At 38.0% G+C, this 25230-nt stretch carries 19 protein-coding genes and 1 rRNA gene; 14 read left to right on the forward strand and 6 right to left on the reverse strand.

What is annotated here, in order from left to right; all coding sequences use genetic code 11:
- The first annotated feature begins 43 nt into the window (after window positions 1-43).
- Together M472_RS27745 and pruA are read left to right on the forward strand one after the other, a co-directional pair.
- Window positions 44-913 (forward strand): helix-turn-helix domain-containing protein, encoded by an 870-nt coding sequence (locus M472_RS27745; protein ID WP_022829273.1) that lies wholly within the window; start codon window positions 44-46, stop codon window positions 911-913.
- A gap of 207 nt (window positions 914-1120) precedes the next feature.
- A complete protein-coding gene (pruA, locus tag M472_RS27750) occupies window positions 1121-2758 on the forward strand; it encodes an L-glutamate gamma-semialdehyde dehydrogenase (RefSeq protein WP_021069111.1) in 1638 nt (545 codons plus the stop codon).
- Between the two features lie 162 nt (window positions 2759-2920).
- Here pruA and recA read toward each other — a convergent pair whose 3' ends face one another.
- The 4 genes from recA to M472_RS27770 form a co-directional block, all read right to left on the reverse strand.
- Window positions 2921-3943: a recombinase RecA gene (gene recA / locus M472_RS27755; protein ID WP_021069112.1), complete on the reverse strand. Its 1023-nt coding sequence runs from the start codon at window positions 3941-3943 to the stop codon at window positions 2921-2923.
- A 105-nt stretch (window positions 3944-4048) separates the two neighbouring features.
- Window positions 4049-4720, reverse strand: a complete 672-nt coding sequence (nth, locus tag M472_RS27760; protein WP_021069113.1) for an endonuclease III — start codon at window positions 4718-4720, stop codon at window positions 4049-4051.
- A gap of 69 nt (window positions 4721-4789) precedes the next feature.
- On the reverse strand, window positions 4790-4975 hold the full coding sequence (locus tag M472_RS27765) for a hypothetical protein (protein WP_021069114.1): 186 nt from the start codon (window positions 4973-4975) through the stop codon (window positions 4790-4792).
- A 74-nt stretch (window positions 4976-5049) separates the two neighbouring features.
- Entirely contained in the window at window positions 5050-6675 is a 1626-nt protein-coding gene (locus M472_RS27770) for a S8 family peptidase (RefSeq protein WP_021069115.1), read from the reverse strand.
- Window positions 6676-6816: 141 nt separating this feature from the next.
- On the opposite strand from M472_RS27770, the gene M472_RS27775 reads away from it, so the two are divergent.
- Window positions 6817-8973, forward strand: coding sequence for a S9 family peptidase (locus M472_RS27775; protein WP_031301394.1), 2157 nt, complete (start codon window positions 6817-6819; stop codon window positions 8971-8973).
- Between the two features lie 73 nt (window positions 8974-9046).
- Here M472_RS27775 and M472_RS27780 read toward each other — a convergent pair whose 3' ends face one another.
- A complete protein-coding gene (locus tag M472_RS27780) occupies window positions 9047-9295 on the reverse strand; it encodes a hypothetical protein (protein WP_021069117.1) in 249 nt (82 codons plus the stop codon).
- A gap of 525 nt (window positions 9296-9820) precedes the next feature.
- Here M472_RS27780 and M472_RS27785 point away from each other — a divergent pair.
- The 3 genes from M472_RS27785 (at window position 9821) to argC (ending at window position 12910) form a co-directional block, all read left to right on the forward strand.
- Window positions 9821-10537 carry a GNAT family N-acetyltransferase gene (locus tag M472_RS27785; protein WP_021069118.1) on the forward strand — a complete coding sequence of 239 codons (717 nt, stop codon included), beginning with the start codon at window positions 9821-9823 and terminating at the stop codon, window positions 10535-10537.
- Between the two features lie 79 nt (window positions 10538-10616).
- Complete coding sequence (gene argG, locus M472_RS27790; RefSeq protein ID WP_021069119.1) at window positions 10617-11804, forward strand: argininosuccinate synthase; 1188 nt, start codon at window positions 10617-10619, stop codon at window positions 11802-11804.
- A gap of 86 nt (window positions 11805-11890) precedes the next feature.
- The gene (gene argC, locus M472_RS27795; RefSeq protein ID WP_021069120.1) at window positions 11891-12910 is read left to right on the forward strand and encodes an N-acetyl-gamma-glutamyl-phosphate reductase; all 1020 of its coding nucleotides are present in this window, start codon (window positions 11891-11893) and stop codon (window positions 12908-12910) included.
- A 128-nt stretch (window positions 12911-13038) separates the two neighbouring features.
- On the opposite strand, the gene M472_RS27800 is transcribed toward argC, so the two are convergent.
- On the reverse strand, window positions 13039-15582 hold the full coding sequence (locus M472_RS27800) for an ATP-dependent Clp protease ATP-binding subunit (protein WP_021069121.1): 2544 nt from the start codon (window positions 15580-15582) through the stop codon (window positions 13039-13041).
- Between the two features lie 257 nt (window positions 15583-15839).
- On the opposite strand from M472_RS27800, the gene ettA reads away from it, so the two are divergent.
- From ettA to M472_RS27835, 8 genes are all read left to right on the forward strand, one after another.
- Window positions 15840-17522, forward strand: coding sequence for an energy-dependent translational throttle protein EttA (gene ettA, locus M472_RS27805; protein ID WP_022829274.1), 1683 nt, complete (start codon window positions 15840-15842; stop codon window positions 17520-17522).
- Between the two features lies 1 nt (window position 17523).
- Window positions 17524-18714 (forward strand): PAS domain-containing sensor histidine kinase, encoded by a 1191-nt coding sequence (locus M472_RS27810; protein ID WP_021069123.1) that lies wholly within the window; start codon window positions 17524-17526, stop codon window positions 18712-18714.
- 15 nt (window positions 18715-18729) lie between these two features.
- Window positions 18730-19791 carry a response regulator gene (locus M472_RS27815; RefSeq protein WP_021069124.1) on the forward strand — a complete coding sequence of 354 codons (1062 nt, stop codon included), beginning with the start codon at window positions 18730-18732 and terminating at the stop codon, window positions 19789-19791.
- A gap of 150 nt (window positions 19792-19941) precedes the next feature.
- Window positions 19942-20370 (forward strand): Rossmann-fold NAD(P)-binding domain-containing protein, encoded by a 429-nt coding sequence (locus tag M472_RS27820; protein WP_031301396.1) that lies wholly within the window; start codon window positions 19942-19944, stop codon window positions 20368-20370.
- Window positions 20371-20372: 2 nt separating this feature from the next.
- On the forward strand, window positions 20373-21731 hold the full coding sequence (gene hemN / locus M472_RS27825) for an oxygen-independent coproporphyrinogen III oxidase (RefSeq protein ID WP_021069126.1): 1359 nt from the start codon (window positions 20373-20375) through the stop codon (window positions 21729-21731).
- A 6-nt stretch (window positions 21732-21737) separates the two neighbouring features.
- A complete protein-coding gene (locus M472_RS27830) occupies window positions 21738-24131 on the forward strand; it encodes a heavy metal translocating P-type ATPase (RefSeq protein ID WP_021069127.1) in 2394 nt (797 codons plus the stop codon).
- Between the two features lie 10 nt (window positions 24132-24141).
- Window positions 24142-24315, forward strand: a complete 174-nt coding sequence (ccoS, locus tag M472_RS0122410) for a cbb3-type cytochrome oxidase assembly protein CcoS (protein WP_037458011.1) — start codon at window positions 24142-24144, stop codon at window positions 24313-24315.
- Window positions 24316-25154: 839 nt separating this feature from the next.
- A 16S ribosomal RNA gene (locus M472_RS27835) occupies window positions 25155-25230 on the forward strand; the annotation flags it as partial.

Genomic DNA, 25230 nt, shown 5'->3' on the forward strand with positions numbered 1-25230 from the left:
TCTAACGGTAAATAGAAGAAAATAGGGGATATAGATCGAGCTTATGAAACCGATTCAGTTTACAGTCTCTGTGTACGGTGAGGGGGTCTTTGCGGTAATGGAGGATAAGAAAGAGAATTTTTATAATTATTATCATAGGCATGACGAGGCGCAGATTACCTATATTTTAAAAGGTAAGGGTACCATTATGGTCGGTAATATCATGCAATCTTTTCAGTCCGGTGATATCTTTGTCTTGAAGCCAAACGAGCCACATATGTTCGATCGAGAGATGGAAGATGAGGAAGAAATTGGGGATATACACGCTATTCACATATTTGTGAATCTAGAACGTATGAAACGACTTTATCATATTCCTGATTTTGAGATTGTTAAAGAATATTTGCTTGAGTTGGATACAAGTAAAATGGTAGATAGGGCTCTTTCTGAATCAATGATGCATTATTTTACCAATTTAATGGTGAAGACGTCTATGCCTCGTTTTACAGAGTTTCTTTCCCTACTTTATAGTTTGGCGATTCATCGTGGAGATGCTTCTTCACTTTATTCGGGGGTCAGAAGTGTGACTTACTCTGATAAGGATGGTGCTCGTATCAGTCAGGTTTATAAGTATACATTTGATCACTATAATGAGGATATTACAGTAGATCAAGTCGCTTCTATTATACACATGACTCCAACTTCATTTTGTAAGTTCTTTAAAAAGCATACCACTAAAACTTATATAAGTTTCTTAAACGAGGTTAGAATAGAAAAGGCTTGCCAGATTTTGATAGATAATAAATCGGAGCATATTGCAGAAGCCGCTTTCCAGGCTGGATTTAATAATGTCGTTCATTTTAATCGCGTTTTTAAGGCAATTACAAAGATGTCACCACGGAAGTATCTCGCTCAACATAGCGTGGATATGTAACGGAAATTGTTTTTGAAATAATACGTTGAATAGTTTATGTTTATTTTATGTGGTTGTGTTGTAGGTTTTTGGGTCTTGTTTTACGAGGTTGTAATATTGACGATAGATGTTTGTTTAGGCAAAATATGTTAACTTATGGATAATTCACGATTATAATATGAGTGGTATATTTTGTTATTTTACATAGATTAAATAAAACAGAAAATTATGTTAAAAGGATTTTTTAATGTTCCGGCTCCAATAAATGAACCGGTATATTCATATGCTCCAGGTACTAAAGAAAGAGCTGCGCTTCGTGACGCCATTCAAGAGGCTAGAGCACAGGTGGTAGATGTTCCTATGTATATAGGTGGAAAGGAAGTCCACACGGACAAAAAAGTCAAGATGACTCCTCCACACGATCATAAACATGTTTTAGGATATTACTCACAAGGGAGTAAAGAACATATTAAAGAGGCCATCGATGCTGCTTTGACAGCAAAAGAAGGTTGGGAAAACCTTCCTTGGGAACAACGTGCTGCTATATTTTTAAAGGCAGCGGAGTTGATTTCTACTAAGTACCGCTATAAATTGAATGCAGCTACAATGCTAGGGCAGTCTAAAAATCCATATCAAGCAGAGATTGATTCTGCTTGTGAAATCGTGGATTTTTTACGTTTCAATGTAAAGTATATGTCCGAGATTTATCAACAACAACCGCCTGCTAATAGCAAAGGAGTGTGGAACCGTGTGGAGCAACGTCCGTTAGAGGGGTTTGTGTTTGCTTTAACGCCATTTAACTTTACCGCAATTGCTGGCAATTTGCCTACTTCTGTTGCTATGATGGGTAACGTGGTGGTATGGAAACCTTCGAATACGCAGATATACTCTGCAAACGTATTGATGCAGATTTTTAAAGAAGCGGGTCTTCCTGATGGAGTGATTAATCTGGTATATGTTTCTGGTCCTGATGCTGGAGATGTTATTTTCAAACACCCTGATTTTGCAGGCATACACTTTACAGGTTCTACTGGAGTTTTTCAAGATATCTGGAAGACTATCGGAGAGAATATTCATGTATACAAGACGTACCCACGTATTGTAGGTGAAACTGGAGGTAAAGATTTTATTGTAGCACACCCTTCTGCCGATTTGGATGTATTGAATACAGCTTTAGTTCGCGGGGCATTCGAGTTCCAAGGTCAGAAATGTTCAGCAGCATCTAGAGCGTACATTCCACAATCTATTTGGAATGACTTGAAGGTAAAGATGGAGAAGGATATCAATTCTTTCAAAATAGGGGGAACCGAAGATTTTAGTAATTTTATCAATGCTGTGATTGACGAAAAGTCATTTGATAAAATCGCAAGCTATATTGATAGAGCGAAAGCTTCTCCTGATGCAGAGGTTATCATTGGTGGAACTTACGATAAGTCTGAAGGCTACTTTATAAGCCCAACGGTTATTCTAGCGAAAACACCAGATTACGAAACGCTATCGGAAGAGTTGTTCGGGCCTGTATTGACTATTTATGTCTATGAGGATGATAAGTGGTCTGAGATGTTAAAGTTGGTAGACAATACTTCTATCTATGCATTGACTGGTGCTATCATTTCTCAAGACCGTTATGCTATTGATGAGGCAACGTATGCTTTGCGCAATGCTGCTGGTAACTTCTATATCAATGACAAATGTACAGGTGCTGTAGTTGGTCAGCAACCATTTGGAGGAGCTAGGGGGTCTGGTACAAACGATAAGGCGGGGTCAATGATTAATCTGTTGCGCTGGGTATCTCCACGTACAATTAAGGAGACCTTTACTCCAGATACAGATTATAGATATCCATTTTTATCAGAAGAATTATAATAGTTAGACTGTTTATAAAATGAAAAGCACGGTTACTGACCGTGCTTTTTTATTCGACCGTTTGGTGTTTTTAATTGGGTTTATATATATTTAGTTCTGTACCATTAAAAAAGGCTTTTTCACTAGTGAAAAAGCCTTGCTTATATTATCTTATTTTTCAGTTTATTCTTCTATTGCTGCGGATTGATCTAAAGCTTCACCGGTAACTTCTGCTCTGATTTTTGTTTCTAACTCATCCATTAAATCAGGATTATCTAATAGTAGATTCTTTACAGCATCACGTCCTTGACCTAATTTGGTTTCTCCATAGCTAAACCAAGATCCCGATTTTTTAATGATATTATATTCTACACCTAGATCGATAATTTCGCCAACTTTAGAAATGCCTTCACCGAACATGATGTCGAACTCCGCTATACGGAAAGGAGGAGCTACTTTGTTTTTTACGATTTTTACTTTAACACGGTTTCCAGACACTTCGTCTGAGTCTTTGATCTGAGATGTGCGACGAATATCCAAACGAACTGACGCATAGAATTTTAATGCATTACCACCGGTCGTAGTTTCAGGGTTTCCAAACATAACACCTATTTTTTCTCGTAACTGATTAATGAAAATACAGCAACAGTTTGTCTTGGATATGGTTCCGGTTAGTTTACGAAGGGCTTGTGACATAAGTCGTGCCTGTAACCCCATTTTGGACTCTCCCATTTCTCCTTCTATCTCGCCTTTGGGTACTAAGGCTGCCACAGAGTCAATGACGATTACATCGATTGCACCAGAGCGAATAAGATTGTCTGCAATTTCTAAGGCTTGTTCGCCATTGTCAGGTTGTGAAATGAGTAAGTTCTCTACGTCAACCCCTAATTTTTGAGCATAATATTTATCAAAAGCATGTTCAGCATCAATAATAGCAGCAATTCCACCTTTTTTTTGAGCTTCTGCCACAATGTGAGTAGCTAAAGTTGTTTTACCGGACGATTCAGGACCATATATTTCAATGATACGGCCTTTGGGAACACCCCCGATACCTAGAGCGATATCAAGGCCCAATGAACCTGTAGATATAGACTCAATTGGTTCTACTGCGGAATCACCCAACTTCATGATGGTGCCTTTGCCGTAAGATTTTTCTAACTTATCTAAGGTAAGCTGTAAAGCTTTTAATTTATCTGCGTTGCTCATGTTTTTAGTATTATTAAGTCAAATATATAATCTTTAGATTTTAAAACCAAATTTTTTGCTAAAATAATTAGTCGTTAAGGCGTCTCGTAAAGGTAATCACCTTTTTTAGTTATTGGAAGTGCTGTTGATAAGTTGTGCTTTCTTTGTTTTTTCAAAATATTTACAGAAGTAGGTAATCGGGCATTGATCGCATTTAGGTGTCCTAGCCAAACAAATATACCTTCCATGTAAAATCAGCCAGTGATGCGCTACTGCAATAGTTTCTTCAGGTAGATATTTTACTAATTGTTTTTCTACTGCTAAAGGCGTAGTGGCATTGCTGGTTAATCCCAATCTATTGCTTACTCTAAAAACATGCGTGTCAACAGCCATGGAAGGATTGTTATATACAACAGATGAAATCACATTGGCTGTTTTTCTACCTACTCCAGGTAATTTTATAAGATCTTCGATTTTTTCCGGAACTATTCCATCAAAGTCACCTATTAGCATTTGTGCCATTCCTACCAAATGTTTGGCCTTATTGTTTGGATAGCTTACTGAACGTATATAAGTGAATACTTCTTCTGGCGAACTTGCTGCAAGAGATTCTGCTTCTGGGAAACGCTTAAACAGAGCCGGTGTTACTTGATTGATTCGCTTGTCTGTGCACTGAGCCGAAAGAATAACTGCAACTAAGAGCTCAAAAGGATTACTATATTCGAGTTCAGTCTGAGCATCAGGGTTATGTTTTGAGAAATACTCTACAAAGGCTTTGTAACGGTCTTTTTTTAACATAAACAAAGATACTCATTTATAGGGGAGTCTTAAAACAAGAAAGTCTCTAAACTTTTAGAGACTTTCCTGTTATTTGCTTACAAGTGATTTAGAGTAGGAAAGAATGCTATCTATAACATTTTGTGTGGGTTCCTTCGCCAAACTTTGAATTCCAAGCTTAATGTTTGCTTCAAAGGCAGCGTCAGTTTCTGTAATAGATTCTTTTAATTCACTTTCGTAAGCTTCTTCATAAATTGTAGTAGAATTTTCGATCATAAGCCTCTTATTTATTGTTGTTTAGTAGTAGAACGCAAAATAAGAATTATTATTATAGAAAATTTAACATTTTTTTACTTTTTATTGGCAATGTATTTGTTTGCCTCAACAATAGCGTTATAAGCATTTACAATTCCCCCACTTACCGAAATTTCATCTAGGTATACTTTTTTACTTGCCCCTTCCTGCTTTACTTTGACTTTTTGGTCTACCTTTGTTACCGATTTAAGGATGACTTCTTTCACTTCGGTAGCGCTGAGCTGTGGATAGTAAGAGCGAATAATTGCTGCAAGACCCGAAACTACAGGAGCTGCCATACTCGTTCCTTGTTGTTCTTTGTATTCGTTTTCGGGCATAGTTGAATTGATGGCAACTCCAGGTGCGAATACATCGACAGATTTGTAGCCATAATTAGAGAAATCAGCCAAAAGATCTCCATCCATTTTCCAGGAGGTGGCTCCAACAGTAATCCAACCTTTGGCTTCTCCCGTTATTGCATTCAGACTATCGGTATAATACTTGGTAGGATAATTTGGTGAAATATCAATATTCTTGCCATCATTGCCTGCAGCATGTACTAAAAGAACATCTTTTTCCATTGCGTATCTAACGGCGTCATCTACTGCTTTTTTATTATAATAATATCCTTTTCCAAAGCTCATGTTGATGATTTTGGCACCGTTGTCAACAGCATATCTAATTCCATTGGCTATATCTTTATCTCTTTCGTCTCCATTAGGTACAGCTCGTATAGACATGATTTCGACATTGTCGGCTACTCCATTAATACCTATATTGTTGTTTCGCTTAGCACCTATTATTCCAGCCACGTGTGTACCGTGGTCTGCATCAGGTCCCTTGACATCAGGATTACCATAGTGACGTTCGCTAGCGTCATCATAATTGTCTCCAACTATAGATCTTGAATCATACTCTTTGTTGAGATGATACTTTACTTGAGCACCGTAGTAATCTGTTGCTTCTTTAATATCCTTGTAGAATTTCTCGAAACCACTAGACTCGACTTCTTTTTTAGCAATTCGGATGGCAAGCTTTTGTTGGTCATTTTCAACTTTAAAGTTATCTAAGTCCTCTTTTTTGATATCTTTAGGCTCTTTTCCAATAGTCTTAATAATCTTTTCGATGCTCTGTTGGAGACGTCCATAATTTAAGTCTCCAAATTGCGCCTCGTCCATTTTTGTCGTGTAGTCCGATATCATTTTTTGATATGCTACGAATTCTCTTCGCTCTGTCTCGGAAAGTCGGGTAGTAGGTAATACAGAGATGTATTTGGGTTCAAACTTGCGGATTAATCTGGTTACTTCAAGATTGTCATAGTTGACATTTTCTCCGTTTGCGTTTCCAAGAAAATTCCATCCGTATTTGTCATCTATATAACCGTTACCATCATCGTCTTTTCCATTTTTGTTGCTTTCTTTTTTATTAATCCATAGAACTTCTTTTAGGTCTTCATGATTCACGTCGACGCCCCCGTCAATGACAGCAACGATGACAGGAGTAGACTTACGTCCCTTCAATAATTCGTAAGCTTTCTCGGTACTGATGCCCATAATGCCATCTGATTTGTAATCAAGATTATACCAGTTTGCAGGAGCTTTATCTTTCTTATCTTGAGAAAAGCCTGAATAAGGAAGTATGCTTATTCCCAATAAAGCGATAAATAGTTTTGTGTTACGCATAATTTAATTTTTGTTTCAACTGCAAATATAATGCTAGCTATGCTGTCAAAATAGTTAAATGTATGTAAAATAGGTATTGTAACTTAATAATTGCAGAGATTTTGTATTTTTAAAACCGTTTACAGTTTAAAACTTAGGCATATGAGAAGAAAAATAGGTGTTTATATAATAATATTAAGTATGATAACAGGTTCATGTGGATCTCAAGAGGAGAAAGTTAAAAACGTTAGTTGGCCTGATATTCAAGCACCGGTGGCAACAATTAAGCCTTATACAAGAGTTGTTCATGGGGATACGGTAGTCGATAACTACTACTGGTTGAATGATTATTTTAAAAAAGGGCCAGACTCGACATCTGTAATAAAATATTTGGAAGAGGAGAATGCCTATACAACAGCTATGTTGAAAAGCACGGAGCCTTTGCAGATGAAGTTATACAATGAGATGAAAGCACGGGTCAAGGAGAAAGATGAATCTGTGCCGTATCTAGAAAATGGCTACTATTATTATCGACGCACGGACGAGGGAAGGCAGTATTTTAAATTTTGTCGTAAGAAAGGTGGATTGGACGGAGCCGAGGAAGTTCTACTGGATGTGGATGAAATGGCAAAAGGAATGGCCTATTATGCGGTATCGGGACTAGAAATAAGTCCGGACAATAGATACCTTGCTTATGGTGTGGATACGGTGTCTCGGCGTGAGTATGTAATTTATATCAAGGACCTTCAGACAGGTGAAGTCATGAAGGATCGCATTACGCAAACGACAGGAGCGGGCGTCTGGGCAGCAGATAGTAAGACGCTATTTTACACACATAAGAACCCAGTAACATTATTGTCGGAAAAAATCAAAAAGCATGTATTGGGGACAAGTAATGTAGTAGATGTAGAGGTGTATCATGAACAGGATAATACGAATTATATCGGGGTTAGTAAGTCCAAAAATGGAAATTATATATTTATAGAATCGGAGGGAACACTAAGTTCGGAGGTGAGATACCTGCCTGCAGAGCAGCCCAACGAAACCTTTCGTGTATTCCAAAAGCGACAAAACGATGTGCTGTATAGTGTAGCAGCGTTGGATGATCGTTTTTTGGTAACGACGAATAAAGATGCCCAAAACTTTAGGGTGATGAGTTGTGGATTGGATGCGACAACTCAGGATAATTGGATAGATTTTATACCTCACCGTGGGGATGTACTGATTGAGGGCGTGGACGAATTTAAGGATTTCTTGGTCGTATCCGAACGTAAAAATGGATTGACCAATCTGACCATACACGACCTCAAGAATAACACCTCTTACCCATTGGATTTCGGAGAGGCAACTTACACCGTGCGGCCTAGTGTAAATGTCGAATATAATACGGATGTGTTTCGTTATGGTTATACCTCGTTGGTAACACCGGTTTCTACATTTGAATATAATATGCGCTCAAAGGAAAAAAGCCTACTTAAACAACAAGAGGTATTGGGAGGGTATAATATGGATGAATATCTGACTGAACGTACTTTCGCGAAAGTGAGAGATGGGGTACTGGTGCCGATATCATTGGTTTATAAAAAAGGAACAAAGAAAGATGGTTCCGCTCCGCTTCACCTATATGCATATGGTTCTTATGGTGCATCTATGGATCCTTCATTTAGCAGTGCACGTTTGTCACTGTTGAATAGGGGATTTATTTATGCAATAGCTCATATTCGCGGGGGAGAAGAGATGGGACGGCAATGGTATGAAGATGGTAAACTTCAAAAGAAGAAAAATACATTTACAGACTTTATCGATTGTGGCAAATATTTAATTGAGAATAAGTATACCAGTAAAGGGCATCTCTATGCTGAGGGAGGAAGTGCAGGTGGGTTGTTGATGGGAGCAATAGTAAACATGGCTCCTGATCTATGGAATGGTGTGATTGCAGCAGTTCCTTTTGTCGATGTGGTAACTACGATGCTCGATGAATCTATTCCTTTAACGACTAATGAGTATGATGAGTGGGGGAATCCAAATGAGATTGAAGCATATACTTATATGAAGTCATACTCACCTTACGAAAATATAGAACAAAAGGAATACCCTAATCTTTTAGTAACTACAGGGTTGCATGATAGTCAGGTTCAATATTTTGAGCCTGCTAAATGGGTTGCCAAATTAAGGGCTCTAAAGAAAGGGAATCAGGTGGTCTTGCTTAAAACAGATATGGATTTCGGTCATGGTGGTGCATCAGGAAGATTTGATTATCTTAAAGATCAAGCGTTAGAATATGCCTTTCTTTTAAAACTAGAAGGAATATCAGATTAATCTTTCCAAAAAGGGCATTAATGAGACATCTTTGATGCCCTTTTTATGTTTAAAAATATTAACAGGTTTTATGTTACTTTGTTTTTAGTGAATCTAAGTGGTTATCAACCTCTTGTTCCCTGGCATCAATCTGATGTTGTCGATAATTCTCGATTGCATTTTTGCTGGCTTTTTGCGAAACATAAATACCTAAAATAGCAATCAGTGTAACTATTGAAATTCCCCAAGCGTATTTTCGTTTGTCTTGCTTTACTAACCAATACATTACAAATACATAAGGAACCGCAAATAAAACGTAGAAAATAATACTTGGGCCTACCATAACAAATTTAATTATGTTGTAGCTGCAAAAGTACAGTATTTGAGAGGAGAAGTCAAATGGAATCAAATCTTTGACTTATTTAAACTATTTATTTTTTAATTTGTTTTTTAAACATTTCAACGATTGTGAAGTCTTATTGATAGTTTTTTTTGTGATTTAGAGGTTAAATGAAATTTTTCAAAAAAAAACTATTATATTTTTGCAGAAAAGAAAAAAATAATTCTTTATTTTGCGCTGTCATATATAGGAAATATACAGATTTAGGATTAGATGTATTGTGAGAAAAGACATATTTACAGCATTGGACAGACTTTTAATAAGTTTGTTGTTAAGCTTATGTCTTGTTTTAGCACCTTGAACTGTCCAATTCTGCGATTCCGACGACCTATTCTGCCTCGAGCTTGATATACGAGAGGCAGACAAATTCTATCCTTACTAATTCATTTAGCTCAATGAATTACTCAATCCTTAGTTATTACTTTTAGCGCGCATTTAGCGTATTAATTTTCAGGTCGACATCTTAAGATGATAATTTCAGATTTTGTAATTATTCCCGCCACAGCAAAACATGTAACATATGCTGTGCAAATTTGTGATGAAATGTTTGAGTCAGCAAAGGCCCGTGGAACAGGTATAGCTCGTCGTAAACCCGAATATGTAGCTCAAAAAATGGTGGAAGGAAAAGCTGTAATAGCTTTGCATCGAGATGGGAGATGGGCTGGTTTTTGTTATATTGAAACATGGAGCCATGGCGATTATGTTGCCAATTCTGGACTTATTGTTAATCCTGAATTTAGGAAATTCGGTCTGGCTAAAGCTATTAAAAAGAGAGTCTTCGAGCTCTCTAGAGAAAAATACCCACATTCAAAGATCTTTGGATTAACAACAGGTCTTGCTGTGATGAAAATTAATTCTGATTTGGGATATGAACCTGTTACTTACTCGGAATTGACACAAGATGAAGAGTTTTGGAAAGGTTGTCAAAGTTGCATAAATTACGATATATTGATGAGTAAAGATCGTAAAAACTGTATGTGTACAGCGATGCTTTGGAATCCTGTTGAGAAAGAGAAAGAGCTGAAAGAAAAAATACAACGTAAGGCAGAGGCGAAAGAACGGTTAGAACGTATATCAAAGAAACAGTCGTTACTAAAACGTATAGAAGCGAGATTGTGGAAAGCTACTCGGAAATCCGTTGCTATGCTATTTTCTGGCTGGAGAAAACCAGCAAAAGAATTTTAACCCTAACATATACTCACACCACCCAAGATGATCAAGATTCTTTGTGGTGGTATACTAAATGAATAAATAACTTATACGAATGAAAAAAGTAGTATTAGCGTTCAGTGGAGGTTTAGATACCTCATTTTGTTGTATCTATCTTGCTAAAGATTTAGGATTGGAGGTTCACTCTGTGGTGGTAAACACAGGTGGATTTTCTGCCGAGGAAATTGAAAATATTGAGATACGCGCCTATGAATTGGGCGTTAAGTCTCATACTACTATTGACGAAACTACCGATTATTATCAAGATACTATCAAATATCTTATTTTTGGAAATGTATTAAAGAATGCAACTTACCCATTGTCAGTGTCTGCTGAGCGTGTGTGTCAAGCTACCGCAATTGCAAACTATGCTAATAAGATTGGTGCGTCTTGTATAGCTCATGGGTCTACAGGAGCAGGTAATGACCAGGTACGTTTTGATATGATTTTTAACACACTAGTCCCTGGTGTGGAGATTATTACCCCAATTCGAGATTTGAAACTTTCGCGTGAGGCCGAAATAGAATATTTAGCTCAACATGGTTTTCCCTATAGTGCTGAGAAGGCTAAGTACTCTATTAACAAAGGGTTGTGGGGAACTTCGGTAGGTGGTGCAGAGACACTTACATCTAATCAATATCTGCCAGATTCAGCTTGGCCTACGCCAGTTACAGCTACTGATCCTCAAACAATAAGTATTGATTTTGAGAAAGGTGAGCCTATCGGTCTTAATGGAAATAAGATAGGGGCAGTTGCTGTCATTCAGCAGCTTCAGGAATTAGCGCAACCTTATGGAATAGGAAGGGATATACATGTGGGGGATACGATCATTGGTATCAAGGGACGGGTAGGTTTTGAAGCAGCTGGGCCTATTATTTTGGTGAAAGCACATCATACGTTAGAAAAACATACATTAACAAAATGGCAGTTGGCTTGGAAAGATCAAATAACAGGCTTTTACGGTAACTGGATGCACGAGGGGCAGATGCATGACCCTGTGATGCGTGACATTGAGGCATTTTTGACTTCCTCTCAAGAAACAGTCACTGGTCGGGTTATAGTAGAGTTACACCCTTATCGGTTTATTGTCGTTGGAATTGAATCAAAACATGATCTAATGAACAATGAGTTTGGAAGTTATGGAGAAATGAATGAAGGCTATACAGGAGATGACGTAAAAGGGTTCTCTAAGATATTTGGCAATCAAACCAATATTTGGCATAAAGTAAATAATAAAGGATAGACTATCCTTCCGCTATGTTGAAATTAATTGAAGTAGGAGACACCTATTAACTGTCGTGTTCATTTTTACGTCACAAAGATTATGTTATGGAAAAGATTAAAGTTGGTATAATTGGTTCTGCTGGATACACAGGAGGGGAACTGTTGAGAGTATTGGTATATCATCCCTATATTGAAATTGTATTTGCTAATAGTATTTCGAATGCAGGAAGGAAGGTTTATGAAGTCCATAACGACCTTTTGGGAGATACGGATATAGACTTTACGTCCGATTTCCATTCCAACATAGACGTTCTTTTTTTATGTGTAGGCCATGGTGATGCGCGTAAGTTTTTAGAAAATAATGAAGTTGAATCTCACGTCAGAATTATTGATTTGTCCCAAGATTACCGTTTAGGTGCAAATAGGGGGTTTAAGGATAATAAATTTATCTACGGGTTACCTGAGTTGAATAGAGAAGATATTCAATCAGCGCATTATGTGGCTAATCCAGGTTGTTTCGCTACAAATATACAATTAGCACTATTGCCTTTGGCATCTGCAGGCTTATTGCCTGAGCAGATTCATGTGACAGCTACAACGGGGTCTACAGGTGCTGGCCAAAAACCAACAATGACATCTCATTTTTCATGGAGAAGTAGTAATCTCTCTGCTTACAAGTCATTTGAACATCAACATCTGCAGGAGATAGCAGAATCGTTAAACCAGTTACAGAAAGGTTTTTTGGTAGACTCAGAAAGATCACTTATGGACAAGGCTGCTGAACGCATCAATTTTGTGCCGCTTAGAGGTGCTTTTCCTCGTGGAATTTTTTCGAGTATCTATATCGACTCTAACTTGAAGGAGGAAGAGGCCTATCGGCTTTATACATCTTATTATGCTGTGCATCCTTTTACCATTGTTTCACGTGTCAATATAGATCTAAAGCAGGTTGTCAATACTAACAAGAGCATAATTCATATAAAAAAGCACGGTGATAAATTATTGGTTTTAAATGCCACAGATAATTTATTGAAGGGGGCTTCAGGACAGGCTGTTCAGAATATGAACCTCATGTTTGGTCTAGACGAACGAACCGGACTTAATCTCAAACCCCAAGGGTTTTAAAGATAGCTGTTACCGAAAAAAAATGACAATCGTATGGAATCATAACAGATGCGGTTTGTACGAGGATATATTATAGAAAAAGGCTATATCAATATTGATATAGCCTTTTTCTATAATTAAGACTAAGATTACTTCTCGTTCTCTTCACTGATGTCGGAAGAAACCGAACTGTCGCCAGAGTTGTGTCCTCTGACTACAATCTCTTTTTTGTCCTCATCCAAATCGACCATTATTACAGCGTTTGCTTTTAGTTCGCCTTTTAAGATTTCTTCAGCAATTGGATCTTCCAAGTATTTTTGAATAGCTCTCTTAAGCGGACGGGCTCCAAAGTTGGTGTCATATCCTTTTTCAGCGATGAACTCTTTAGCCTTTTCTGTCAAATCGATAGAATGCCCAAGTGCTTCAATACGACCAAATAACGATCTCAGCTCGATATCGATGATCTTGAAGATATTTTCTTTTGTTAAAGAATTGAAAACAATAACATCATCAATACGATTTAAGAATTCAGGTGCAAAAGCACGCTTTAACGCAGTCTCTATGACTCCCCTTGAGTGTGCATCGGCCTGGTTTTCTTTGGCTGCAGTTGTAAAGCCAACCCCCTGGCCAAACTCTTTTAACTGACGAACACCAATATTTGATGTCATGATAATGATAGTGTTTCTGAAGTCCACTTTGCGACCAAGACTATCTGTAAGCTGGCCTTCATCCAGAACTTGGAGCAAAAGGTTGAAAACATCAGGATGTGCTTTCTCGATTTCATCCAATAGTACTACAGAATAAGGTTTACGACGAACTTTTTCAGTCAGTTGTCCACCTTCTTCATACCCCACATATCCCGGAGGGGCTCCTACTAGTCTAGAAACCGCAAATTTTTCCATGTATTCGCTCATATCGACCTGAATCAAAGAATCTTCGGAATCAAACATGAAGCGTGCTAATTCTTTTGCTAGTTCTGTCTTACCTACTCCCGTAGGGCCTAAGAAAATAAAAGAACCGATAGGTTTCCGAGGGTCTTTTAATCCAGCTCGTGTACGTTGTATAGCCTTTACTAGCTTTTGTACAGCATCGTCTTGACCAATAATCCGACCTTTCATAGATTCCCCCATGTTGAGAAGCTTTTGGCTATCTGTTTGACTTACACGTTGTACAGGAATACCAGTCATCATGGAGACAACCTCTGCAACATTGTCCTCAGTAACAGTATATCGTTTGCTTTTTGTCTCAGTTTCCCAGGCAGCTTTTTCTTTGTCGAGTTCTTCAAGCAGTTTTTTCTCTGTATCTCTTAGTTTAGCTGCTTCTTCGTATTTTTGAGAACGGACAACTTTGTTCTTTTCTACTTTGACTTCCTCTATCTTCTCTTCAATATCAATGATGGATTGAGGAACATGGATGTTGGTAAGATGTACCCTTGAGCCTGCCTCATCCAAGGCATCAATAGCCTTGTCAGGAAGAAAACGATCTGTGATATAGCGTGTTGTCAAGGTTACACAAGCTTCGATTGCTTCTGGCGTATAATTGACATTGTGATGCTCTTCATATTTATCTTTGATCCGGTTCAAAATTTCAATAGTCTCGTCATGAGAAGCAGGTTCGATCATCACCTTTTGGAAACGTCGATCTAGTGCTCCATCTTTTTCAATAAATTGTCTGTATTCATCGAGTGTCGTTGCCCCAATACATTGAATTTCACCACGTGCTAAAGCAGGTTTGAACATATTAGAAGCATCTAAAGACCCAGAGGCACCTCCTGCTCCTACAATGGTATGAATCTCGTCTATAAAAAGAATCACATCAGGAGACTTTTCAAGTTCGTTCATAACAGCTTTCATCCGTTCTTCGAACTGGCCGCGGTATTTAGTGCCTGCTACTAGAGAAGCTAAATCTAAAGTAACGACACGTTTATTGAACAGTACACGTGAAACTTTACGTTGTACAATACGTAGAGCTAATCCTTCGGCTATAGCAGATTTACCAACACCAGGTTCTCCTATTAAGATAGGGTTGTTTTTTTTACGACGAGAAAGTATCTGCGAAACTCGCTCAATCTCTTTCTCTCTACCTACAATTGGATCAAGCTTTCCATCTTCTGCTGCACGTGTTAAATCCCGTCCAAAATTATCCAGAACTGGAGTTTTTGATTTAATATCAGAAACTTTCTTAGGTGCTGAGAAGTTGTCCTCTTCCGCGTAGTCGTCATCAGGTGTCGATGAGCCTGAAGCTTCATCCGTAATGGTCGCTTTATTCTGTTCTACTTCATTCTTGAATAAATCATACGTCACATTATACTGTTGTAAAATCTGTGAAGCAATGTTGTCCTCATCACGTAGAATAGCTAATAATAAGTGTTCAGTTCCAATAATGTCACTTTTGAAAATTTTGGCTTCCAAATAGGTTATTTTCAAAACCTTTTCAGCCTGCTTGGTTAGAGGGACAGATCCAACTGGTGCTCGGGATACTGATGAGCCTTTTACTGCATCTTCAATAGACTGTCGGATTGAACCTGTGTCTACTAATAGATTTCTAAGGATTTTTATAGCCACCCCATCACCTTCTCGAATAAGTCCAAGTAAGAGATGCTCTGTACCAATATAATCGTGACGTAGACGTAATGCTTCTTCGCGACTATAAGATATCACATCTTTGACTCTTGGTGAGAATTTTGCTTCCATGTAATTACCTTTCTTTCTTTATGTGAACTAAGTTAGAACTTTATAAATGTATGAAATAAATGTAAATCCCAACTTATTATTTTCTATAAATTATCAACAATCAAGCCATATGATAATATAGTCAAAATGGCAGGTCTCGCTGATAATTATTATAACGGGTTGATAGTGTGCTTAGCTACAAGTGTTTCACAATTAGTGCTGAATTTGGTATCTTTGGACGATATAAAAAATAAAACAAAAGTTTAGGTCAAAATAATATGTCTGACGAGAAAATAATTTTTTCAATGGCGGGAGTAAATAAAATATATCCCCCACAAAAGCAGGTTTTGAAGAATATTTATCTTTCATTTTTCTATGGAGCCAAGATTGGAGTAATAGGATTAAATGGATCTGGTAAATCATCACTTTTAAAAATTATTGCCGGATTAGATAAATCCTATCAAGGAGAGGTAGTCTTCTCTCCAGGCTATTCCGTTGGCTATTTAGCGCAGGAGCCCGAGTTGGACTTAGATAAAACTGTAAAAGAGATCGTTGAAGAAGGAGTGGCTGAAATTACTGCCGTTCTAAAGGAATATGAAGATATAAATGAACGATTTGGTCTGCCTGAAGTTTATGAAAATCCAGACGAGATGGATAAGCTTTTGGCGAGGCAGGGAGAATTGCAAGACAAAATTGATGCAACTAATGCTTGGGAGTTAGATTCCAAGCTAGAGCGTGCGATGGATGCGCTTCGCTGTCCAGAGCCTGATGCTAAGATTGTCAATTTGTCAGGAGGAGAGCGTCGTAGAGTTGCTCTTTGTCGTTTGTTATTGCAGGAACCGGACGTTTTGTTGCTGGATGAACCTACCAATCACTTGGATGCAGAATCTATAGATTGGTTAGAACAGCATCTTCAACATTATAAAGGCACAGTAATTGCCGTAACTCACGATAGGTATTTCTTGGATAATGTTGCGGGTTGGATTTTGGAACTCGATCGGGGTGAAGGGATTCCCTGGAAAGGTAACTACTCCTCATGGTTAGATCAGAAAGCAAAACGCCTTGCACAAGAAGAAAAACAGGAAACCAAACGACAAAAAACGTTGGAACGTGAACTGGAATGGGTACGAATGGCTCCAAAAGCGAGACATGCGAAATCAAAAGCACGTTTACATAATTATGATAAGCTAGCTTCTGAAGAAACCAAAGAAAGAGAAGAAAAATTGGAGCTGTTTATTCCTCCTGGACCTCGCCTAGGGAATGTTGTTATTGAAGCAGATAATATTTCAAAAACATATGGAGACCGGATCTTGTTTGAGAATCTTAGTTTTTCGTTGCCTCCTGCAGGTATTGTAGGAATTATAGGACCGAACGGTGCAGGTAAGACTACATTATTCCGTTTGATAACAGGTCAGGAAGCTCCGGATACGGGAACATTCAAGGTCGGAGAGACTGTTGTGTTAGGTTATGTGGACCAATTGCATAACGATTTGGATCCAGAAAAGTCAGTTTGGGAGAATATTACTGAAGGAAATGATAATATTATGCTAGGAAACCGCTCAACAAATTCTCGAGCATACGTTTCCAAATTTAACTTCAATGGAGCGGATCAACAGAAAAAAGTTGGCGTATTATCCGGTGGTGAACGTAATCGGGTACACCTAGCCATAACGTTGAAGAAGGCGTCTAACGTACTGTTACTTGATGAGCCGACCAATGATATCGATGTGAATACGTTGAGAGCTTTGGAAGAAGGACTGGAAAATTTTGGAGGCTGTGCCGTAGTGATTTCGCACGATAGGTGGTTCTTAGATCGTATTTGTACACATATATTAGCCTTTGAAGGAGATTCACAAGTGTATTTCTATGAGGGTAACTATTCTGAATACGAGGAAAATAGGAAGAAACGCTTGGGGGATATTGGTCCTCAGCGTATTAAGTACAAGAAATTAGTTAAGTAATATGAGCTTAGAGTCTGCAAGGTTATTAGAAGCAATCATCGATACAGCAATAGATGGCATTATTACTATTGATAATAAAGGTCTAGTAGAGTCCATTAATCCTGCAGCACTGACATTATTTGGCTATGCAGCTCAGGAAGTGATAGGTAATAATATTTCCATGTTAATGCCTGAACCTGACCAAAGTAGACACGATAGTTATATTTCGAACTATAAAGAGACCGGACGCAAAAAAATAATTGGAATAGGTCGAGAAGTAAGAGGGAAAAAGAAAGATGGGACAACGTTTCCTTTCCGATTGGCGGTAAGTGAAGTTTTTTATAAAGACAAAAGCATCTTTACGGGGTTTGTACATGATCTAACAAAGGAGAAAAAAGCAGAAGATGAACTTTTGAAACATACATTAGAGCTAGAAGAAGTTGTTCGGCATAGAACGAAGGATTTGATTTCCCTAGTCTCTGAATTGGAAAAGGCAAAGGCGGACGTGAGTAACTCCTTAGAAAAGGAAAAAGAATTGAATCAATTGAAGTCTAGGTTTGTTTCGATGGCTTCGCACGAGTTCAGAACGCCTCTAAGTTCTGTGCAACTCTCGGCTTCACTGATTGATCGATATATTGAGCGGCCAGATTTCGAAGCTGTTATGAAGCACACTAATCGCATAAAAGGATCTGTGCAATTACTCAATAATATTCTAAATGATTTCTTGTCTTTAGAAAAATTGGAAGCCGGGGTTGTTGTGGTTAATAAGCAGAATATCAATCTGGTACATCTTGGAGAAGAGATATCTGGAGAAATGCAGCTCATTTGTAAGAAAAATCAACATATTGTTTATCAACATACTGGTGACCAAGCAGAATTTTTGCTAGATGCTCACTTGCTAAAAAATAGCATTATAAATTTAGTGTCTAATGCTATTAAGTATTCTGGGGAGGATACGTTTATCGAATTCTCTACAGAGATCACAGAGGAAACATGTACGATTGTGGTTAAGGACAATGGAATCGGAATTCCTGTAGAAGATCAGAAAAATTTGTTTGAACCTTTTTTTAGAGCACATAATACCGGAAGTATTCCTGGTACTGGATTAGGCCTTAATATTGTAAGAAGATATGTCAGCCTTATGGATGGAAAGCTCGAGTATTGGTCTGCGATTAATCAAGGAGCTTTATTCCGAATGGTATTCAATCGTTAAGCTAAATAAGTATAAATGAAGAAAAGGACGATTTTAATTATTGAAGATAATTTAGAGATTAGAGAAGGTAGTGCTGAAATTTTAGAACTTACTGGAGAGTATGAGGTGATTACGGCTGAGAATGGAATGATTGGTGTAGAATTGGCAACTAAACATCATCCGGATCTGATTCTTTGCGATATTATGATGCCCGAGTTGGATGGATATGGTGTGCTTTATATGTTGGGGAAGCAGGACACGACGATGCATATTCCTTTTATTTTTATAACAGCCAAATCTGAGCGTGTAGATATGCGTAAAGCGATGGAGATGGGAGCGGATGATTATATTGTTAAACCATTCGACGACATAGAGTTATTGAATGCTATAGAAAGTCGACTTCGAAAAAAAGATAGTTTAGATTTAGCGGCAGGAAATGGACGGTTTTTAAAACTTGAGGAAGAAGAACAGAACTACCTCTTGGAAAGCTTAGTCAAAGATGCCCGAGTTAAGGTGTTTAAAAAGAAACAGTTGATTTATGGCACAGATGATTCTCCGCTATATATTTATTATGTTGTAAAGGGAAAAGTGCGCAGTTTTCTTAATTATCAAGATGGTCGGGAGTTATCTACTGATATCCATGGGGACGGACACTTTTTTGGTTACGAATCCATTTTAATGAATGAAAATTATACAGAAAGTACAGCTTCACTAGAAGATTCGGAAATAGCGATGATTACGCGTGACAGTTTTTTTGAGTTGATTTACCGAAAGCCTGGCATTGCTAGTAAATTTATTCGCATGTTGTCAGGGGATATCAAGGAGAAGGAGGAGCAGATGTTGGGCTTTGCGTATGACACGGTTCGCAAACGAGTTGCTAGTGCACTTATTCAGATTGCGGTCAAAAGTAAGGAGAATAAAGATGACGATGAAGTGTTAATTCGGATCTCGAGAGAAGATCTCGCGGCATTTGCAGGTACGGCAAATGAAACAATAAGTAGAATATTGGCAGAACTCAAAGAGGAGGGGGTAATAACCAAAGAAAAGACAGCGATTCGAATACACTCGATAAAAGAATTAAAGAAAATAAAACAGTAACAGCGGCTATTAGAACAGATAGCCGCTGTTCTTTTTTAATAAGTGATAAGAATCATTTATTTGTCTGACGATTCACATTCGTAATATGCAGACTTACTGTTAGATTTGAATTATTATACCATAAATGAATCAATGATTAGTGTTGCATCTATGAGGGTTGTTGCATATAATATAAAGGAGTTTGAGAAAGAGTTGCTGGCTAAAGCAAATGCTAAGGTTCACGATCTTACTCTGATTTCGAACGGACTCAGCTTTAGTACGATTCATTATGCCAAGGGTAAAGAGGTTATTATTATTTCTGATGAAGATCAATTGGACAGGCCATTGTTAGAAGCGCTCTGGCAGATTGGAGTTAGAAAAATAATAACACGCTCGATGACTTTAAATCATATTGATATACATTATGCATCGACCTTAAAGATGCATATAGCCAATACTCCCTCCAAGGACCCATCTCCTGAAAGTATAGCGATGCAGACTATTGTAAATCTTCATAATTGGGGTAATAATAAATGCCTGGGAAATGCATGTCATTGCTCTTTTGACTGTGAAAACAAAAAACATCTATTAAACAAATAACTATGCAAGCGGATCCGAATGTACTGATTTCAAAATATAATGTAGCGGCACCTCGGTATACGAGTTACCCAACGGTCCCGTTTTGGGAAAATGAGAAGTTTACACAAGCTGATTGGGAGTTTCGAGTAAAAGACAGGTATCAAAATTCGAAAGATAGAGGTGTCAGTCTATATATTCATCTTCCCTATTGCGAAAGCTTATGTACCTATTGTGGGTGTAATACACGTATTACTAAAAATCATAAAGTTGAAGATCCGTATATCACTTCATTGCTTGCTGAATGGAAGATGTATACAGACTTATTGAATGAGGAGAAACTCAAAATTAGCGAAATACATTTAGGCGGTGGTACTCCCACATTCTTTACGCCTCAGAACTTGCAACGTCTGATAGGAGGGATTCTTGAGGGAAACGAAAAAACTGCTGATGCGTCTTTTTCCTTTGAAGCTCATCCTGCAAATACGACAGAAGAACATTTAGTAACCTTGTATGATTTAGGGTTTAAAAGGTTAAGTTTAGGTATTCAGGATTTTGATGATAAAGTTCAGGCTATTATTAACAGGCATCAAACTATCGAGGATGTTGAACATATTATGGACCAAGCTCGATCTATCGGCTATGAATCCATTAATTTCGATTTGATTTATGGATTGCCTCTGCAGACAAGGGATTCTGTTCGAAAGACAGTAGAGATATCGTTAAAGATGTCACCAGATCGTATATCTTTCTATAGTTATGCGCATGTACCATGGATAAAACCCGGACAAAGAAAGTTTACGGAACATGATTTGCCTGAAGGAGAGGAGAAATTGGCTTTATATAAGTTGGGTAAGACTATGATTCAAGAGGCCGGTTATAGGGATGTCGGAATGGATCACTTTGCAAAGATCGATGATGCTCTTTTCCTTGCAGCTCAAAATGGAACATTGCATCGCAACTTTATGGGATATGCAGATCGATACACACCACTGATGATCGGGTTGGGCGTTTCTTCTATTAGTGATGCTTGGACTGCATTCGCACAAAATGTCAAGACGGTTGAAGAATATCATGCTAAAATTCAGGCAGGAGAATTGCCTGTTTTTAAGGGACATTTGTTACACGAAGAAGATCTCATTATACGGGAATACATATTGGATATGATGTGTAAAGGAAAAGTGGTGTTAAAAGGAAATAAAATAGATAGTAAGATTATCGAGAGATTGGTATCTTTAGTAGATGATGACTTGATTGGGGTTGAAGGAAATGAAATAAATATATCAGAGATCGGAAAGTCGTTTCTGAGAAATGTATGTATGGCTTTTGACGAAAGGTTGCAAAAGACAAAAGAAAGAGATAATTTGTTTAGTCAAGCGATTTAATTTTTTATGGCAGAGCAAAGTGGTTTGATTACCAAGACCAAATGTTATCACTGTGGGGATGCGGTTGAGCAGACTCCCTATATATTGAAAGATCATCAATTTTGTTGCTTAGGTTGTCAGACCGTCTATCAGATCCTCAATGAGAATAATCTACAAAGCTATTATCGATATAATAGTCATCCAGGCAAATCTCAAAAGAATCAGAAAGAGGATTTGGAATATCTCGATGAGCCTAACATAGTCGCCAAATTAGTTGACTATCAAGATGACAATATTTCTGTTATTACTTTTTATGTGCCCGCTATTCATTGTAGCTCGTGTATCTGGTTATTGGAAAATTTGTTTAAGCTGAATCCTTCGGTGAAATCTTCCAAAGTAGATTTCATGAAAAAACAAGCGAGTATCACCTTTGATAGGCAAGAGATGTCGTTAAAGGGACTGGTGCAGCTACTTCATAATATTGGTTATGATCCTAAAATCACCTTACAGGATGTCATCAAAGAAGGGAAAAAAATAAATCAAAGTGGATTAATCGGAAAGGTTACAGTGGCGGGGTTCTGTTTTGGGAATTCTATGATGATTAGTTTTCCGGAGTATTTTGGGATGGCTGAGTTTGAACGTGAATATGCCGCTTTCTTCGGATACATGAACTTAGCATTTGGTCTTCCTGTTTTACTGTATAGTGCTTCCGATTATTTTCGTTCAGCATGGTATAGTCTCAAACAAAGACGACTGAATCTGGATGTGCCATTGGCATTAGGGATTTTTGTGCTTTTTTTTCGGTCTGCCTTGGAGATTTTGACCCAGACTGGACCTGGTTTTATTGATACACTATGTAGCCTTGTATTCTTCATACTGATAGGTAAATGGGTGCAGGAGAGGACGTATTACCATATTTCTTTTGAAAGAGATTATAGATCTTATTTCCCTGTCGCCGTAACATTGTTAGAGGAAGAGCAGGAAAGACCCATGCAGATTGCTGATCTAAAGATAGGACAACGGATTTTAGTCCGTAATAACGAGATTATTCCTGCGGATTCTATCTTATTAAAGGGAGAAGCTTTGGTCGATTTTAGTTTTGTGACGGGTGAGAGTAAGCCTGTTGAGAAAACTTTGGGCGAAGTAGTATATGCTGGTGGTAGACAAACCGGAGGCGCTATCGAATTGGAGGTGGTGAAGGCCGTTTCTCAGAGTTATCTTACCAAATTATGGAATAATGAAAGCCTGAAGTCGTATGAACGGAAGTTTGAAACATTTGTAGGTGTCATAAGTAAATACTTTACCGTTGGATTGGTTTCCATAGCTTTATTGGCAGCTTTGTTTTGGATAATCGGAAGTTCTCCAGATCGGGCATGGGCTGCATTTACTGCTGTTCTTATTATAGCATGTCCGTGTGCTTTGGCACTAAGCTCACCGTTTACATTGAGTGCGGCGTTGAGTATTTTTGATAAAAATAAAATGTACATCAAAAATACCTCGGCCATAGAGCAGATGGCTGCGATTGATACCATTGTGTTTGATAAAACAGGTACAATTTCATCTCCGAGTGCGTCTACTATGTTTTTTGAAGGAAGTTTGACCGAACTGGAAAAAGATTTGGTCTACTCTGTTTGCAGAAATTCAAATCATCCCTTGAGCCGAGAAATCATCAAATGGTTGGGGGGGCGTCGTGTGTTGTCAATAAGTGACTATGAAGAGATTATTGGTAAAGGGCAGTCTGCTTGTTATTTAGATTATGATGTTAAGATAGGAAGTGCTTTGTTTACAAACTCCAAGCACTCTGATTTAGAAGGATCGGTTGTTTATGTTGTAATCAATGACCTTGTGAAGGGAGTTTTTACATTAGAACAGTCTTGGAGGCAGGGATTGGCTGCGGTTATTGGACAATTGAAAACGGATTACAACTTGCATCTCATATCCGGCGATAACGAAAGAAGGGCTGATGCTTTACGTATGATTTTTCCGTCAAGTGCTATTCTTTTGTTTAATCAGGATCCTAATGATAAATTATTAAAGATAGATGCTTGGCAAGGAGAAGGACAGCATGTATGTATGTTGGGAGATGGATTAAATGATGCTGGAGCTTTACGTAAAGCTGATCTTGGCATAGCGGTGTCCGATGATATAAATAACTTTTCACCGGGATGTGACGCTATTTTAGATGGCGTATCATTTGAAAAGCTACCAAGTTTTTTTGCCTTTAGTAAAGATGCGGTCAAGGTAATTAAAATGAGTTTTGTAATTTCGCTGTTATATAATATAGTGGGAATAAGCTTTGCTGTTCAGGGAACGATGTCACCACTTTTTGCAGCTATATTAATGCCTATAAGTACAGTTACTATTATTTCTTTTACCAGTCTTATGACAAGATGGTATGGGAAAAAGAGAAAACTTATTTAAATTTAAAACTATGTCAATCATTTTTTTCTTAATCGGATGCAGTGTTTTGATAGCCTTGTTTTTCTTATGCGCTTTCTTCTGGGCGAATAAGACTGGGCAAAATGATGATACATATACCCCCTCTGTACGCATTCTTTTTGATGATGAGGTTAAAGCTGATAGCGAAACGGAAGAAAAGAAGTGATAACTTCGGATTGTACCCTGTATTTTTTATTGTCGGTTCTCTTTTAGCTTGTTTGTTTTTTTAACAACAGGATAAGGTATACTATTTCTGTTAACGGGGGGGATTATACTGGTTCTGCCTGTTTTTGATCAGATGTTGTTTAGCTGTCTTTTTTTTAGGGGTTTTCCGGAGATGTAATAGAGGTTTTATAGAGGGTTCATAGAGGTAAACCACTATAAAAGCTCTGTTATGCCAGGCTTAAATCCCTGCTGATCCTGCCCAATGATAGGAACAGTATGCCTTTTGTGCATTCCATGGTGCCTGTGTGCTTTCTTTTTTCAATTTTATTGTTCGCTGTTCCAGCGTTTTATGCTGTCTGCTGTAAAATAGTTTGTCCGATGTCTTTGAAATATGGTTCCAAAGTTCCTATCTTTGCACCACTCCGCGAGGGAGGGACGGTTCGTTCGGAACGATGACATAGGGTAGGCAGCTTGGTTTTTTTTCGGTTTTATCCGACAGGTCCAGTGCTCTCAGATCTTCTCCGGAAATTATTTTAAAATAAAATTTGGAGGTTAGAAAAAGATTCCTACCTTTGCAGTCCCAACGGAAACGAAGGGCGGTCTCCGCAAGGGAGTCCGGAAAAAAAATGACAGGTCACATCTTCGGGTGTCGATTATAAAAGCAGAAGCGCGAAGCGGATGCGATAAAGTTCTTTAAGGAAATGATCATGTAACGTAACGAGTAGTGTTGAGAAACAACGAAAGTTAAAAAAACTCAACCTGACGATCATAGAATCAGAAATTATTTAAATAAGGACAATTCTATTTTTCATAAATAGTCTTGATCTCACACTTCATTTTACTATGGAGAGTTTGATCCTGGCTCAGGATGAACGCTAGCGGCAGGCCTAATACATGCAAGTCGAACGGGATCCAT

Source organism: Sphingobacterium paucimobilis HER1398, assembly GCF_000416985.1.
GTDB classification, from domain to species: domain Bacteria; phylum Bacteroidota; class Bacteroidia; order Sphingobacteriales; family Sphingobacteriaceae; genus Sphingobacterium; species Sphingobacterium paucimobilis.